Annotated in this window: 11 protein-coding genes and 1 riboswitch; all 11 genes read left to right on the forward strand. The window is 59.3% G+C overall.

The features are described 5' to 3' along the window. Nucleotides 1-23 precede the first annotated feature (23 nt). The 11 genes from RBI05_RS17260 (at nucleotide 24) to RBI05_RS17310 (ending at nucleotide 16,939) form a co-directional block, all read left to right on the forward strand. On the forward strand, nucleotides 24-1,493 hold the full coding sequence (locus RBI05_RS17260; RefSeq protein WP_310551960.1) for an O-antigen ligase family protein: 1,470 nt from the start codon (nucleotides 24-26) through the stop codon (nucleotides 1,491-1,493). Further along, entirely contained in the window at nucleotides 1,474-2,838 is a 1,365-nt protein-coding gene (locus tag RBI05_RS17265) for a lipopolysaccharide biosynthesis protein (protein WP_150458139.1), read from the forward strand. Before RBI05_RS17260 ends, RBI05_RS17265 begins: the two co-directional genes overlap by 20 nt. Before the next feature lie 44 nt (nucleotides 2,839-2,882). Further along, on the forward strand, nucleotides 2,883-3,737 hold the full coding sequence (locus RBI05_RS17270; protein ID WP_310551961.1) for a glycosyltransferase family 2 protein: 855 nt from the start codon (nucleotides 2,883-2,885) through the stop codon (nucleotides 3,735-3,737). Beyond that, a complete protein-coding gene (locus RBI05_RS17275) occupies nucleotides 3,724-4,938 on the forward strand; it encodes a glycosyltransferase family 4 protein (protein WP_310551962.1) in 1,215 nt (404 codons plus the stop codon). The genes RBI05_RS17270 and RBI05_RS17275 overlap by 14 nt, the downstream gene beginning before the upstream one ends. Beyond that, nucleotides 4,904-6,046, forward strand: coding sequence for a glycosyltransferase family 4 protein (locus tag RBI05_RS17280; protein ID WP_150458136.1), 1,143 nt, complete (start codon nucleotides 4,904-4,906; stop codon nucleotides 6,044-6,046). The genes RBI05_RS17275 and RBI05_RS17280 overlap by 35 nt, the downstream gene beginning before the upstream one ends. 35 nt (nucleotides 6,047-6,081) lie before the next feature. After that, nucleotides 6,082-7,182 (forward strand): glycosyltransferase, encoded by a 1,101-nt coding sequence (locus tag RBI05_RS17285; protein WP_150458135.1) that lies wholly within the window; start codon nucleotides 6,082-6,084, stop codon nucleotides 7,180-7,182. A gap of 4 nt (nucleotides 7,183-7,186) precedes the next feature. Further along, the gene (locus RBI05_RS17290) at nucleotides 7,187-8,524 is read left to right on the forward strand and encodes a UDP-glucose dehydrogenase family protein (protein WP_150458134.1); all 1,338 of its coding nucleotides are present in this window, start codon (nucleotides 7,187-7,189) and stop codon (nucleotides 8,522-8,524) included. A gap of 39 nt (nucleotides 8,525-8,563) precedes the next feature. Next, nucleotides 8,564-9,937, forward strand: coding sequence for a sugar phosphate nucleotidyltransferase (locus tag RBI05_RS17295; protein WP_310551963.1), 1,374 nt, complete (start codon nucleotides 8,564-8,566; stop codon nucleotides 9,935-9,937). 137 nt (nucleotides 9,938-10,074) lie between these two features. Next, a riboswitch (cyclic di-GMP riboswitch) is annotated at nucleotides 10,075-10,155 on the forward strand. Between the two features lie 12 nt (nucleotides 10,156-10,167). Continuing rightward, entirely contained in the window at nucleotides 10,168-12,570 is a 2,403-nt protein-coding gene (locus tag RBI05_RS17300; protein ID WP_310551964.1) for a glycosyl hydrolase, read from the forward strand. 138 nt (nucleotides 12,571-12,708) lie between these two features. Further along, nucleotides 12,709-14,214 carry a glycosyl hydrolase gene (locus tag RBI05_RS17305; RefSeq protein WP_310551965.1) on the forward strand — a complete coding sequence of 502 codons (1,506 nt, stop codon included), beginning with the start codon at nucleotides 12,709-12,711 and terminating at the stop codon, nucleotides 14,212-14,214. A 184-nt stretch (nucleotides 14,215-14,398) separates the two neighbouring features. Next, nucleotides 14,399-16,939 (forward strand): discoidin domain-containing protein, encoded by a 2,541-nt coding sequence (locus tag RBI05_RS17310; RefSeq protein WP_310551978.1) that lies wholly within the window; start codon nucleotides 14,399-14,401, stop codon nucleotides 16,937-16,939. Nucleotides 16,940-17,005 lie beyond the last annotated feature (66 nt).

Genomic DNA, 17,005 nt, shown 5'->3' on the forward strand with positions numbered 1-17,005 from the left:
TGGAACAAGGCAAGGAGGAGACCATGAGCAGCCGTAATCCGAATCTCTATCTCTCTATACGGCGCCCGGTGCGGCCGGCTCTGCTGGCGCTGGCCGCGGCGGCGGGCATGGTTCTGCCGCTGATGATCGGCTTCATCAGCGCGACGCTCAGCCCGAGCGTCAGCCTGCAGGGGGCGGTCCTCTGCGGCCTCGTGTTCCCGGCTTTTCTGATTGCCGTCTTGAGACCGAAGCTGCTCGTCGCCTATACCCTGCTCGTCTGGGCGGTGTCGCCGGAGCTGCGGCGGCTGATTGACTGGTCGGAAGGAACCTATCATTCCGTCTCGCTGGTCAGTCTGGCTCCGCTTCTGGCGGGAGCGGCGGCGGCGATTCCGGTGATGGCGGAGATCCACAAGATCCATCGGGTCTCCTCCAGGGTGATGATGTTCTTCATAGCGGCGCTCGGCTACGGTTCGTTGATCGGGCTGGCGAAGAACGGCATGGGCTCCATCTATGATCTGATGAATTACATCATCCCGCTGCTGCTGATTCCGTACTTCGCGGTGCTGCGGTTCTCCCGGTCCGATCTGGACCGGATGCTGAGGGCATTCGCCAATCTGGCCGTTCTGGTGGCGGTCTACGGAATCATCCAGTATCTTACCGTTCCCGCCTGGGACGCCTTCTGGATGGACAGCGCGGGCATGATGTCCATCGGCAAGCCGATTCCGCTGGAAATCCGGGTGTTCTCCTCGCTGAACTCTCCGGGTCCTGCGGCGACCTTCCTGACCTTCGCGCTGGTGCCCATGATTTTGGAGAAGCGCTGGCGGGGAGCGCTCGGCTGGTTAGGCGTACTGCTCGTGGTCGTTGCGCTTCTGACGACGCTGGTCCGGGCATCCTGGCTCATCCTGATCGTGATGCTCCTGGTCTACATCGGCTCCTCCAGCTCGAAGGGCAAATGGAAGACGCTGCTGCAGATTCTGTTCGTAGCCGCAGCGCTCTTCTATATCGTTCCGAAGCTGCCGGGAGCGGAAGGGCTGACGGCCCGGATGGAGACGCTCGGTTCCATCAAGGAGGACCGCTCCTACAATGACCGGCTGAACCTGCTGAATACGATGGTGCCGGCCGTCATGGGCAACCCGGTTGGCCAGGGCATCGGCAGCGTCGGGCAGAGCACGAAGCTCGGCAACGGCGGCGAGCTCGGCGAATACGGCATTATGGACAACGGCTTTATCGCCTTGTTCCTGACCTTCGGCCTGGCCGGAGGGCTGCTCTTCTTCGGCGGTCTCGGCGCGGCGCTCCGGTCGGTCTACAAGGGCGCCCGGCGCGGCGGCGAGAACGGCATTTATGCCCGGCTGGCGCTGGCGGCCTGGGCCGGGGCGGTAGCGAGTCTGATCTCGGACAACGGCTTCCCGGGAATGAAAGGCTATCTCGTCTGGATGCTGGTCGGACTCGGACTCGGCATCACACAAGCCATTGACAGAAAGGAAGGAGCGGCCCATGCAGCCACAGAGCGCTAATTCGATTTCACGGGGCTCGCTCCGCGCATCCATCCTGCGCTTCGCCAGAGCAAAGGACAACAGTTCCGCCGCCGTTAAGACGATGGCGGTCAGCATTCTGATCCTCGTGCTCAACATGCTTACGGGCATCCTGACCGCCCGCTATCTCGGTCCCACCGGCCGGGGCGAGCAGACGGCCATGGTCAACTGGTCGCAGTTCATGGCGTTCAGCATGAGCCTCGGCATTCCGTCGGCGCTGATCTATCACGCCAAGAAGAATCCGGAGGACGCCGGTTCGCTCTACCGGATGTCGCTGCTGATCGGCCTGGTCTCCGGCATCGCCGCGACTGTGATCGGCATCGTGCTCCTGCCGATGTGGCTGAAATCCTTCAACGACCAGGTCGTCCTGTTCGCCCAGGTGTCCATGCTGCTCTGTCCCTTGGTGGTGATCTCCCAGGTCAACAACGCCGCCTTTCAATTCCGCGGCGAGTACCAGAAGTTCAACTGGCAGCGGTACCTCGTTCCGCTGCTGACGCTGGCCGTCATCGGAATTTTGATCGCCACCCACACTGTCAATCCGTATACGACGGCGCTGGCGTATCTGCTGCCGGCGGTTCCGCTGTTCATCTGGATGACCGTGCAGCTTCTGCGGACGTACCCGGGCCGCATCCGGGAACGCGGCAAGCAGTTCAAACGGCTGTTCAATTACGGCCTCGGCTCCTACGGGAACGATCTGCTGGGCCAGTTCTCCGGCTACATCGACCAGATTCTGATCGCGGCGCTGCTGAAGCCGGCGGAGCTCGGATTATACGCGGTGGCCGTGAGCCTGGCACGAATGGTGAATTTCTTCTCCAGCTCCATCAAGATTGTGCTCTTTCCAAAAGCCTCGGAGCTGAGCAAGGAAGAAGCGCTGGAACTTACCTTCCGGGCGTTCCGGATCAGCACGACCTGCACGTTGATCGGCGCGGCCCTGCTTATGGCTCTTGCGCCGCTGGTCATTCCGCTGCTCTACGGCAAGGACTTCAGCGAGGCGCTGACGGTATTCCGGCTTCTGCTGCTGGAAGTCACGATTAGCGGCGGCACCCTGATTCTGGCGCAGGCGTTCATGGCGCTCGGGAAGCCGAAATTCGTCTCCATGCTTCAGGGCGTCGGCCTGCTGCTCGTCATTCCGCTGCTGTTCCTGCTGGTTCCAACCTACGGACTGCTCGGCGCAGGCGCGGCCATGGTCGGCTCGGCGCTGCTCCGGTTCAGCTTCATTCTGCTGAACATCCGATTCAACCTGAAAGTCCGAATTCCCAGCCTGCTCATTAACGGCGGAGACATCCGCTGGGTGAAGACGACGATGAATTCTTACATCCGCAAGTAACGCATGCCCTGGAAGCGGGCGGCAGATTAAAAGGAGGAACCCGCATGGATTCAATAACTAACGTACTTGGAGGTCCCGGAAGCTACCCGATCTCCGCGGTGATTATCGCTCAGGACGATGAAGTCCGGATTGCCAAGGCGATTGAGTCCTGCCGTCTCTTCGCCGACGAAGTCGTCGTCGTGGACGGGGGCAGCAAGGACGGCACGGTGGCGCTGTCCCGGAGCCTAGGCTGCGCGGTCTATGAGAATCCCTGGCCCGGCTACGCGAAGCAGAGGGATTTCGGCGTGACCCATGCTGCCCACGACTGGGTGTTCCTGCTGGATACGGATGAGGTGGTCAGCGACGAGCTTGCCGCCGATCTCCTGGCCCGCAAGCCGAATCTGGCCGATGTGACGATGGCGTACTCGCTGTACCGGATCGGCGATTTTCTGGGACGCTGGCTGGACCGGGGCGAGTATCTCGTCCGGCTCTACAACCGCCGGGCCTACCGGGTGAAGGACAGTCTGGTGCATGAAATTCCGGAAGTGCCGGAAGAGAAGATTGTCCGGCTGAACGGAACGCTCTGGCATTACGGCTTCCGCAGCATCCAGGACCATGTCGCCCGCTTCAACAAGTACACCGATCTCGAGGCGCAGGCCGCGTTCGAGAGCGGACGGCCGTTCAAGCTCAGCCGCATGCTGCTGCGGGCTCCGGCCCGGTTCGTCCAGAAGTACTTTGTTCACCGGCTGTACCGCAAAGGCCTGGCAGGCTTCGCGGTATCCGTATTTTGGGTGATGTATGAATTCATGGTCGGCTTTAAGCACTACGAAAGGACCCGGAACCAGCGGCTGCTTCCGCAGGGCGCGGCGCAGACGGCCGGGACCGAACAGAAGGGAGAGGGAAGCTATGCCGTACAATGATGAACTGAACATCATGGCAACCGGACTGAGCTGGCCCTCGGTACAGCCGGGCGGACTGAATACCTATTTCAAGTCCATCTGCGAAGAGCTCTCTACGCGGGCCCGTGTCCACGCCTTGATCTGCAGTCCGGAGACGCCGTCTACGCCGGAGGGTCTGACCATCCATAATGCCGGCGATCCCCGGGAGAGCATCTGGAAGCGCAGAGATTCCTTTCAGCGCAAAGCGGCGGACCTGATGAACGCGGGACAGATCGACATCCTGTATTCGCATTTTGCCCCTTACGGCATCGGGCCGGCGATTGAAGCGAAGAAGCGCGGCATTCCGGTGGTGATGACGTTCCACGGCCCCTGGAATGAAGAGATGAAGATTGAAGGCCAGGGCATCAAGCACCGGGTCAAGACGACCATTGCGAAGAGTATCGAACGGAAGGCTTACAAGCTGGCGGATCATTTTATCGTGCTGAGCGAGACCTTCCGGGACATTCTCCACCGCCTGCACGGCATTCCGCTCGACCGGATTACGATTATACCGGGCGCAGCCAATGTGGACCGCTTCATACCCGGGACGAACCGGTTGGCGGCCCGCCGCATGCTGAACCTGCCGGAAGGCGCCACTACGGTGCTGACCGTAAGAAGGCTTGTCAACCGGATGGGGCTGCTGCAACTGCTCGAAGCCTGGCGCACCGTATCGGAGCGCTTCCCCAATACCATTCTCCTGATTGGCGGCAAGGGGCCGCTTCGGGGAGAGCTGGAAGAGCGCATCGCCGATTACGGTCTTAGAGGGAAGGTTCGGCTGCTCGGCTATGTGCCGGACCATGAGCTGCCGGCGTATTACCAGGCAGCCGACCTGTTCGTTGTCCCTTCCCAGGCGCTGGAAGGCTTCGGACTCATCACCGTCGAGGCGCTGTCGAGCGGACTGCCGGTCATGGCGACGCCGATCGGCGGCAACAAGGAGATTCTGCGGAATTTCCGGCCGGAGCTTCTCTTCGACGGATTGAAGGCGGAAGACATGGCGGCCGGCATCTTGAAGATGCTCGGCAACCGCAAGCAACTCCCGAGCCGGGACGAATGCCGGGAGCATGTGCTGGAGAGATACACCTGGCCGCATGTGGCCGACGGCGTGGAAGAAATATTCGCAGAAGTTCTGGGAAAAGGAGGGATGCAGGATGATGAGGATCGCGTATATCGATCACACGGCTAGATGGAGCGGCGGGGAAGTCGCGCTGTTCAACATCCTGACCCATATCGGCAGTCAGGTAGATCCGCTGGTCATTCTGGCGGAGGAAGGCGCGCTCGCCGACCGGCTGCGGGAGAAAGGCATCGACGTCCGCATCGTTCCGCTGGACGACGAGATCCGTAACCGGAACCGCAATGCGGTTAATTTCGGAGCGCCGGCGGCTGCGCTGAAGCTGCTCGCCTACGGACGCCGGCTGGCTCCGCTGCTGAAGCAGGAGGGAGTGGCGGCCGTGCATACCAACTCGCTGAAATCAGCCATTTACGGAGCCGTCGCAGCGAAGACCGCGGGACTGCCGCTGATCTGGCATATCCGGGATCATATCGGAGCTCCGTATTTGAAGCCCGCAGTCGCCAAGGGCATCCGGCTGATGTCGAGAATGCTTCCGAACGGCGTCATCGCGAACAGCCAGTCCACGCTCAGCGCGCTTGAGCTGCCGAAGACGAAGAAGACGCTTGTCGTCTACTCCGCCTTCGCCAAGGCAATCGGCGCGGCCGTGCCAAGCCGCAGCGGCGAGAACTTCAACGTCCTGCTCGTAGGGCGGCTCGCCGAATGGAAAGGCCAGCACGTTCTGCTGGAAGCGGCCCAATCGTTCAAAGACCGGCCGGAGGTGCATTTCTGGCTGGCCGGGGATGCGCTGTTCGGCGAGGACGCCTACAAGCAGCGGCTGCTCGACCAGATCGAGCGGGACGGCCTGAGCAATGTCCGGCTCCTGGGCCATGTCGAAGACATCCAGGGGCTGATGCAGAAGGCCGATCTGCTCGTGCACACCTCGATCACGCCGGAGCCGTTCGGCCAGGTGATTGTCGAGGGCATGGCGGCCGGCCTGCCGGTCATCGCCTCCAATGAAGGCGGGCCGCGGGAGACCGTCGTGCCCGGCGAGACGGGAATGCTGATTACCCCCGGCGATCCGCAGGTGCTGGCGCAGTCGATCCGCTGGATGCTGGACCATCCGGCAGAACGGCAGGTCATGGCGGAGAACGGCATGAAGCGGGTGAAGGAGCATTTTGTCATTGAGAATACGGTCCGGGATATCGTCGACTACTACAAAGGTTTGCTGGCGGCATCTTCTTAAGCCCATTGCTCCATCAAACATTGAGGATGATTTACATGAAAATAGCGATCGCGCATGACTATTTAATCCAGATGGGCGGAGCGGAACGGGTGGTGGAGGTCTTCCATCACATGTACCCGGAGGCTCCGATCTATACGACCGTCTTCAACGGAAGCCGCCTCACCGAGAACCTGAAGGACGCGGATATCCGGGCCTCCTGGCTGCAGAAGATTCCGGGCGTGAAGAGCAATTTCAAGAATGTGCTGCCGCTGTACCCGATGGCCATCAAGGACCTGGACTTCAGCGGATTCGATATCGTTCTGAGCTCCAGCAGCGCCTTCATGAAGAGCATTCAGGTGCCCAAGCACACCTTCCATCTCTGCTACTGCCATACTCCGATGCGCTTTGCCTGGGACTATGACACGTACATGGAGCGCCAGTCCAATTCCGGATTGTTCAAAAGAGTGCTGAAGCTCTACATGCAGCAGCTCAAAATGTGGGATCAGCGGACCTCCAAGAACGTCAACCAGTTCGTCGCGAACTCCTCGGTCGTCAAGACCCGGATCCGCAATTACTACCACCGCGACGCGGATGTCATCTTCCCGCCGATCAACACCTCGCGGTTCAGCAGCTCTTCGTCCATCGGAGACTACTATCTGATCGTCTCGCGGCTGGTGTCCTACAAGCGGATCGACCTTGCGGTAGAAGCATTCAACCGCAACGGGCTGAAGCTGTACATCGTCGGAGACGGGCCGGACCGCAAGCGCCTGGAAGGCATGGCCAAAGGCAATGTCTCCTTCCTGGGCCGGCTGGAGGATGAGCAGGTAACCGGGCTGATGGCCCAGTGCCGCGCCTTTATTTTCCCGGGCGAAGAGGATTTCGGCATTACGCCGCTGGAAGCGAACGCAGCCGGACGTCCGGTAATCGCCTACCAGGCGGGAGGGGCGCTGGACACCATTGTTCCCCATGTCAACGGCGTATTCTTCAAGCGCCAGGAAGTGGAGGATCTGCTCGAGGCCATTCAAGAGGTGGAGCGGTATCCGTGGGATATCGGCGGAATCATCAATCATGCCCGCAAATTCGACGAAGGGGCCTTCCGGGTCCGGTTCAAACAGTATGTCGAGCAGGCTTATGTGAACTTTCTAAAAGGAGGATGAGGGTATGAAGCTGACGGTGATCGGTACCGGTTATGTAGGACTCGTGTCCGGCGTATGCTTTACGCTCAATGGCAATCATGTGGTGTGTGTCGATAAGGACGAGGAGAAGATCGCCAAGCTCAATCAGATGGAATCCCCCATCTATGAGCCGGGCATCGAGGCCTTGATCGAAATGAATCTCCGCGAAGGGCGCCTGGCCTTCTCTTCCGATCTCGGAGAGTCGGTTCGCCGCTCCGATATCGTCATTCTGGCGGTCGGAACGCCGTCCCTGCCGAGCGGGGAAGCGAATCTGGAGTATATCGAGAACGCTGCGGCGGAAGTCGGCCAGGCAATGGACGGCTACAAAATCATTATGACCAAGTCGACCGTTCCGGTAGGCACGAACGAGAAGATCCGGCAGATCATCGCCGCCAATACGCCGCATCCGTTCGATATCGTCTCCGCGCCGGAATTCCTGCGCGAAGGCTCCGCGATCCGCGACACGCTCCATCCTGACCGTATTATCATCGGCATCGACAATCCGAAAGTGGAGCCGGTCATGCGCGAGCTGCACCAAGGCTTCACGGACAAGATCGTCGTTACCGATATCCGCAGCGCGGAGATGATCAAATACGCCTCGAATGCCTTCCTCGCAACCAAAATTTCGTTCATCAACGAGATTGCGAACATCTGCGAGAAGGTCGGCGCCGATGTAACCGAAGTCGCCGAGGGCATGGGGCTAGACAAGCGCATCGGCTCTTCCTTCCTCCAGGCGGGCATCGGCTACGGCGGTTCCTGCTTCCCGAAGGACACGAAGGCGCTCATACAGATCGCCGGCAACGTGGATTATGAATTCAAGCTGCTGAAATCGGTCGTCGAGGTCAATACGGACCAGCGGTTCATGATCCTTGACAAGCTGCACGAATCCATCGGCTCCCTGGCGGGCGCCATGGTCGGCGTCTGGGGGCTGGCCTTCAAGCCGAACACCGACGACGTGCGCGAATCGCCGGCCCGCGAGATTGTCGAAGCGCTGGTCAAGGAAGGCGCCATCGTCAAGGTGTTCGACCCGATCGCCGCGGACAACTTCCGCAAGCAGTATGACCATCCGCAGATCCGCTGGTGCACCCTTCCGGAAGAAGCGGCGGAGGGCAGCGATGCCGTGACGCTGCTGACCGACTGGAGTGTCTTCAAGGATATTGACCTGGCCAAGATGGCCTCCACCATGCGCCGCCCGATCCTGATCGACGGCCGCAACCTGTATACCAAAGCGCAGATCGAAGGCACCGGCCTGGAGTATCATTCCGTCGGCCGTCCGTCGCTCGGCGGTCTCAGCGGCTACTCGCCGATGGCAACCGCGCTGTAATTTATCCGCATTCACATATTCCAAGGGGAGGGTTCACTTATGAAACTGGTACTTTTGTCTGGCGGTTCGGGAAAACGGCTGTGGCCCCTGTCCAACGACTCCAGGTCCAAACAATTCCTTAAGGTGCTGCGCAGTCCGCAGGGCGAGCCCGAATCGATGGTGCAGCGCGTCTGGCGCCAGCTTGCCGAGACGGGACTCGCAGAGCATTCCTTCCTGGCGACGGGGCGCGGGCAGGTGGAGATGATTCAGAGCCAGCTCGGGCCGGAGGTGCCGATCATAGTCGAACCGGAGCGCCGGGATACCTTCCCTGCCATCGCATTGACCGCTTCTTATCTGTACTCGGTGGCCGGCGTGATGCCGGATGAGACCGTGGCGATTCTTCCCGTGGATCCATACGTCGAGGCTTCCTTCTTCGAGACGGTGGCAAGCCTCCAGCAGACGATGGACACCAGCGGAGCCAACCTGGCGCTGATGGGGGTGGTTCCGGAGCTCGCCTCCGAGAAATACGGCTACATTATCCCCGTATCCGAGGGCACGGCCGACGACGCCTACCGGAGAGTTAGCCACTTCCAGGAGAAGCCGGAACGCGCGCAGGCCGAAGAGCTGATCGGGCAGGGCGCGCTGTGGAACTGCGGCGTCTTTGCTTTTAAACTCGGGTATCTGCTGGATATCCTCCAGAGCAAGGGCCTTCCGCTCAACTACGAGGAGATGCAGAAGCAGTATAAGCTGCTGCCGTCCATCAGCTTCGATTACGAAGTGGTCGAGAAGGAAGAGAATATCGTGGTTCGCCCGTACGACGGCTTCTGGAAGGATCTCGGCACCTGGAATACGCTGACTGAGGAGATGGCGAGCAATCAGCTTGGCCGGGGCCTGCTGACGGAGGATTCCGCATCCAGCTGCCTCATCAATGAACTGGATATCCCGATCACCGTGATCGGCGCCAAGGATCTGATTGTAGCGGCAAGCCCCGATGGTATTCTGGTCACTTCCAAGTCCGAGAGTCCGCGAATCAAGGAAGTGCTGAAGGGCAGCGAGCAGCGTCCCATGTACGAAGAGCGGCGCTGGGGACACTACCGCGTCATTGATTATGTCAAATACGACGAAGGCAGCGAAGTGCTGACGAAGCGGATTTTTATCGGGGAAGGCAAAAACATCAGCTACCAGCTGCACCGCAAACGGAGCGAGATCTGGACGATTGTCAGCGGAGAAGCGAGCGTGATTCTCAACGAGCGGATGCATACGGTCCGCGCAGGCGATGTCGTCCGCATCCCGGAGGGGACCAAGCACAGCATTCTGGCTCTGACCGACGTCGAGCTGATCGAGGTGCAGAGAGGCTCGGAGCTTGTCGAAGAAGACAATATCCGGATTACGCTGGACTGGGAAGACATTGAACTCCAACAGTTCATCTCTTAGACCAAACTAACTAATTTAACCGATTTGGAGAACGTTCAAACAGGGCTTAAGATTCAATTTTGGCTTGGTATGTTCGTGAAGGGTTCAAGCGGTCGAAAAGATTGTCGATAAGTACGGTAAGAAGGGATTCTCCTTCCACAACGAAAAGGCAAACCTATCGCGAGGTAGGGACGCAAAGCCAAGGGTCTTCTCTATAAGAAGACAGCCTGGTTACCGAAAGGAAGAGTGAAATGAAGTCTTACCGTACTCGTCGTCTGTCCGTTGCCCTGCTGTCGATCGTCCTGCTGCTGTCCATGCTGCCGGTCTCGCCGGCAAGCCCGGGAAGAGCCTGGGCCGCATCGTCGCAGGACCCGGTCAACTCCGCTGCATCCCCCGCCGCAGTGAAACTGCTCAGCTACCTGAACGCCATCTCCGGCAAAGGAATTCTGAGCGGCCAGCACGATTATTTCGAGAGCCCCGATGAATACCTGAACAAGCTGCAGAGCAGCAGCGGCCAGTTCGCCGCGCTGCACGGCTATGAGCTCGGCGCCATTTCCGGCCAGAGCGAAGCCGCGGCGGCGGCCCAGCGCAAGAACATCGTCTGGAGCGCGACACAGACGTATAAGAAGGGCGGCATTGTCGCCATGACCTTTCACGAGAAGCTTCCGGGTACCAGCAATGACTGGGGCAATGTCCAGAAGTCGATCAGCCAGACCGAATTCAATAAATATGTAACGCCAGGCACGAGTCAGTACAACAGCCTGATCGCCGACCTGGACACAGCAGCCGTATCGCTGAAGAGCCTCCGCGATGCCGGCGTTCCTGTCCTGTGGCGTCCGTATCATGAGATGAACGGAGGCTGGTTCTGGTGGGGACAGAAGAGCAACTTTGCCGCCCTGTGGAATATCATGTATGACCGTTTCGTTAATTACCACGGCCTGAACAATCTGCTGTGGGTCTGGAGCCCGAACGCGCCGAACGCCTGGTCCGATCCGATCGAGAAGACCTATCCGGGCGCGGACAAGGTCGATATTCTGGCCCTTGATATTTACGACAATGATTTCAAGCAGAACTACTACAACAGTCTGGTCAGCCTGGCGAACGGCAAGCCGGTTGCCATTGGCGAGAACGGGGAAATGCCCGATCCGTCCGTACTGTCCGCCTCCCAGAACAAATATGTATTCATGATGAACTGGGGCAAATTGCTGAACGAAAAAAACACTGCGTCAACGATCAAGAACTTTATGAATCACAGCTATACGCTGACGCGGGACGAATATATAAATGTGGCCGAGGCCGCGCTGGCTGCAAAACCGGCAGCCACGCCGACACCGGCAGCAATGCCGACACCAACAGTCACGCCGACACCGGCAGCAACGCCTGCACTTGCCGCGCCCGCACCGACCGCGACCCCGAAGCCGTCGGCTACACCGACAGCTGTACCGGCTCCGGAGAGCGTTGCGAATCCGGTGACGGTCAATGGTCTTCAAGCCCAGTACTATGCCAATATGACCTTGTCCGGATCGCCGGTGCTGGTTCGCAGAGAGGACAAGATTGATATGAACTGGGGCAAGCTGTCCCCGGCGAGCGGCAGCGTTCCGTCCGATTACTTCTCGGCCCGGTGGACGGGTAAGATCAAGCCGAACTACTCCGAGACGTATACCTTCTACACTGCCTCGGACGACGGTATCCGGGTCTGTATCGACGGCAAGACGGTAATCGACAGCTGGTACAACCAGAGCGGAACGGAACGTTCCGGCACGATCGCGCTTCAAGCGGGACGGCTGTATGATCTTACAGTGGAATACTATGACAATACGGGCGATGCGAAACTCCGCCTGATGTGGCAGAGCGCCAAGCAGGCGAAGCAGAGCGTTCCGTCCGGCGCATTCTTTACCGTACAGACCGCCGCTCCTGCCTCTCTGGCCGCGCCGGCGGCATCGTCACCATCAAGCACGCCTGCGCCGGCAAGCACGCCTGCGCCGGCAAGCACGCCTGTGCCGACAAGCACGCCTGCGCCGGTAAGCACACCTGTGCCGACAAGTACGCCTGCACCGGTAAGCACACCTGCGCCGACAAGTACGCCTGCGCCGGCACAGTCGGCGGCTCCTGCTCCTGCCGCCCTCCCTGCTCTCGCGGCTTCGATAATCGAACAACCGGTGACAGTTGTTTCAAAACCGGCCTCTGCGGGGGAATTAACGGTAGCGGACGGGAAGGAAGCGGCGGAGGTTAACGGACTTCTCGGCGAGTATTTCAACAACATGAATCTTTCCGGCGCGCCTGTAATGTCCAGACAGGAGAGCGTTCTGGATTACAACTGGCGCCTGAAATCTCCGGATGCGGCCGTACCGGCGGACTTCTTCTCCGTTCGATGGACAGGGAAGATCAAGCCGAAGTACGGTGAAACCTATACGTTCTCCACTTGGTCCGATGACGGCATTCGCGTCTTTGTGAACGGCGTGGCCGTAATCGACAGCTGGGTCAAACAGAGCGGAACGGAACGCAATGGCACCATTACGCTGGAAGCAGGACGGATGTACGACTTGAAAGTGGAATACTATGAGAATCAGGGGGATGCCAAAGCGACGCTGATGTGGAGCAGCGCAAGCCAGAAGAAAGAAGTGGTTCCGGCAGGCGCGCTGTTCCTGCCGTAAGCGATTGTCCTCTCTTGGACTCTCGGGCGTCGAATTTCATCCTCCTGCAATCGACCGCATGAAATCTTAACCGCCAGGTATGCCCTGCTCTCACCGGCAGGGCTACTGAGCTATATGCACCTGAGAGGAAGATGGGATTTGAGAACGAGTCGGAAATATCGGTTATTCACTGCGCTGTTGCCCGCTATTCTGCTGCTGGTGCTGCTGGGCCGCAATGAGGTGACCAGTAAGTCTGCCGTTCCCGCGGCGCCTTCTCCGTCTCCGGTCAATGCGAATATTTCGCCGGAAGCGAAGCGGCTCTACGACTATCTGGTGAACCTTGGAGGCAAGGGCATTCTGTCCGGCCAGCATGATTATCTGGAGAGTCCCGATGAGTTCAACCGCAAGCTGCGTATGTACACCGGTGAATCGGCGGTCATTCACGGCTATGAGCTGGGTGCGATCGGCAACCAGTCCACCGCCACGATCCGCAAGCAGCGGCAGGCTGTCGTGGAGAGTGCCGAGAATTGGTATAAGAGCGGCGGCATTGTCGTCATGACCTTTCACCAGAATCTGCCCGGCACCTCGCCGGAGTGGACGAATGTACATATGACGCTCGACCCGGATAAGTTCGATGCTTATATCACGCCGGGAACCGCGGAATACAAGAACCTGATCGCAGAGCTTGACGATGTCGCCGGATACTTGGAAGAACTTCGCGATGAAGGCGTTCCGGTCTTATGGCGTCCATACCACGAAATGAACGGCGGCTGGTTCTGGTGGGGTCAGAAAGAGCAATTCTCCAAGCTCTGGGACCTCATGTATGAACGTTTCACCGTAACGCATGGTCTGAACAATCTGCTGTGGGTCTGGAATCCGAACGCCCCGAACGAGTCTTCGGGGGCGTATAAAGATTATTATCCGGGAGCGGATAAGGTCGATATCCTGGCCGCAGATATCTATAACAACGATTTCCGTCAATATTACTATGACAGTCTTCTGGAACTCGCGGGAGACAAACCGATCGCCATCGGCGAGAACGGCGAGCTGCCGGATCCGGGCATGCTGGCAAAGACGCAGAGCCGCTGGGTCTACATGATGACATGGGGCAAGATGCTGACTGAGAACAACAGTTCACAGGCCATCCGGAAGTTCATGAGCAATCCGTTCACGCTGTCGCGCGAGGATGTGAAGTCGGCAACCGAGCTGATCCGCAATGGTGCGCCGGCGGTGGCGGAGAAGGGGCTGACTGCCGAATACTTCAACAATGCGACACTCTCCGGGAAGCCCGTGCTGACACGCAAGGAGCAGAAGCTGGAGCACAACTGGCACACCGGTTCCCCGGCGGCGGGGGTCTCCAAGGATCTGTTCTCCATCCGCTGGAGCGGGACGATCGTTTCGGCGAAGGGCGGCCTCTACGAGATCAAGGCGTCTTCGGATGACGGAAGCCGGGTGAAGATCGGCGGGACGACCGTCATTGACGCTTGGATCAAACAGAGCAGCAAGAGCCGGAAGGGAACCGTCTACCTCAAGCCGGGGCAGAAATACAATCTGACCGTCGAGTATTTTGAGAACAGAGGCAATGCAAGTTTCTCCCTGACCTGGAAGAGCGCGGGCCAGAAAGAGAGCGCAGCGCCCTCTACCATCTCGTTCGTTCCCCGGTGAGAAGAACCGTTTCGTTCGAGACCAATAACCGGCAGAAAGCGAGGGCGACGAAATGAGAACCAGCCGAAACATGAACCGCTACTTCCTTCTGATTGCCAAGCTTGCAGGGTTGGGGCTCTTGGTTCTGATGACCCTTTCCTTTCTGGGAGGGCCCAAGGACGAGAAAGGGAGGACGACAGTCGATATGAGCAAGCTGTCTGCTCCGAGCGTAACCCGGGCGGATATCCCGAAGGGAACGACGATCTGGAAGCTGGGGACCCATAACGGCTCCGCTGCCGAATTCGCCAAGCCCGCCGCTGGAGCGGCGGAGCTTGCGGTTGGCAGAGAGGCGCTGACGGCGGATACGCTTAGCCGGGTGCCTTCGGGTCTGGACGGCAAGAAGCGCCCCGAATTGAAGATTCAATACAACCTGAACCGGGTGCCGGAGCATGGCGTGCTATTCCGGGTGAGCATCCTGGATGCGTACAAATCCGTTCCGCAGATGAGCGTCTTCTCGAACCGGCAGCTGTCGGGGATCATTCAGATCGCCGGCGTGGCCGGAACGGGCATCGACTATAATTTTGTCAAGACGTATGAGCTCTACATACCGAAGGAGCAGCTTCGGGCCGGAAGCAATGAATTGAAGCTTCGCACCGAGCGCTGTCTCTATTGTTCTTCGGAGGAAGACGCTTATCTGTGGTGGACCTGGGATGACCTGTCGCTCAGCGCCCTGAATGCGCCGATCAGCGAGCCGATCCACGGAAGCTATATCGAGACGGGAACGATGGTGGCGAACAAGCAGTTCTATTACGATCAAGGCGCCGTAGACCATCTGCCCTATATTCTGAAATGGCTGGGGCTGGCTTACAGCGGCAACGTCATGCGGGCCAGCTGCGCCAGCGATGTCGGGAACGCTTGCTCCAAGATGGAGGAATATTACAAGGTTCTCAAGGATTACAACATGCAGTCGGTGGTGCTGTATCTCTACACGGCCGACATCAAGCTGAAGAAAGACGGCAGCCTCTCGGATGAAGCCGCCGGGAAGCTGACCGATTATTTCAAGAAATACGGTTCCTACTTCCAGTATTTCGAGGTAGACAACGAACCGGGCTTGTTCAACCGTTCCAAAGCAGTCGATCTGGCGATAGCCAAGTGGCTGAACAAGCAGGGCAAAGCGATCTCGCCGGAGATGAAGAGCGTGGCTCCGGGCTGGGCGTACTGGCCGGGCTACAGCGCCAAATCCTGCGGCAACCAGCGCGGCAGCGCCAAGCAATGCGGCGATCCGGACGGCTGGGAGCGCGATCCGAAGCAGCGAATGGAACTGGAGGAGGTTACCGATCTGACGAACGGCCATTCCTACGGAGAATCCTATGTGTCCAGGGATGGCGGCAGCTTCACCGAGAACCTGAAGACGTTCGGGGGATCGGCAGACGGACTGCCCAAACAAATGCTGACCACCGAGTTCGGCACCTCCGACAGCCATGTCGATGCCTGGCAGTACGGGGCCGATCAGAAGACTTCGGCCGTCTTTGACCGGATTATGCGGGCTCATATCGGCTATGCCGATATGTTCGTCCAGCATGCCGCCTTCTTCAAGAACTTCAGTCTGTTCGAGTACAATTTCAATCTGAACGATCATGACCCTGCGAAGACCCGAATTTATTACACCAAGAAAGGCGAAGAATCCCGGGTCAGCATCATGCGCCGGCTTACGCTGGCCTATGCCACACACGGCGCGCCTCTGACCTATGTCCTTGCCAACCGGGATGAGCTGGCCGACAAGAAAGTGTATGTCCGGGCCGTGGATACCTCGAAGCTGGACCCGCTTCCGGTCAGCGGCGCGACGTCCGACAAGGTGCTGGTCAACCTGGTGAATTTTGAATCCACGGAGCAGACGGTGGAGGTCGCGGTCACAATGCCGGAAGCGGTTGTCTATGAAGGCGAACGCTTCGGCAGCGGCGACACCTATGAGACGGCCCGCCGGTATGTCGGCAGCCTCAAGGCTTCCCCGTCGATCACCTTCCGGGAAAAGCTGGCTCCGGGAGAGGCGGTGCAGTATATCCTGGAGCCCTCTGCCCGGGTGAAGGATACGGCTCCCGCCGGGCTGACGGCGGAAGCCGTCAGAGGGTCGGCCATTCGGCTGAACTGGAAGGAAGTTCCAGGCATTTCCTACGAAGTGCTCCGGGCCGACGGCTCCAGCACGGCCTTCAAGGCGATTGCCAAAGGGGTGACGGCTACGTCCTACACCGACCGCTCGGTTCGGGAAGGAACGCTGTACACGTACGCGGTCCGGCGGACCGGTTCGGAGCAGATGTCTAAGACCGTGCAGATTACCGCTACCGGACTGGTTCCTCTGGACCGCTCCGAATGGAAGGTGAGCGCGAACGTCAACGGCGAGAACGGGTATCCCGGCAAAGCGATCGACGGCGACAGCCAGACCCGCTGGGATACCGGCGTCAACCAGAAGCCCGACGAGAGATACGAGATTGATCTCGGCGCTGTGCACAGCTTCGAAGCGCTGGAGATGAGTCTCTCGCCAGCCCCCTACGATTACCCGCGACGCTATGAAATCTCGGTCTCCGACGACGGCTCAAGCTGGAGGACGATCCAGTCCGGCCTGGGCCGGAAGGGACAGAGCCTGTATCCGCTTGGGGAGACCCGGGGCCGATATATCCGCATCCGCCAGACCGGCTCGGGCGGCAACTACTGGTCCATCTATGAGCTGCAGGTCTATTCCAGAGAATAGGCCAAGGACGGGACGGGCCGCGCATTCTCTCCGCCCGGTCTTCCAACCCTGAATTTCTTATCCCAA

The sequence above is a fragment of the Paenibacillus glufosinatiresistens genome (assembly GCF_031470375.1).
GTDB classification, from domain to species: Bacteria; Bacillota; Bacilli; order Paenibacillales; family Paenibacillaceae; genus Paenibacillus_AQ; species Paenibacillus_AQ glufosinatiresistens.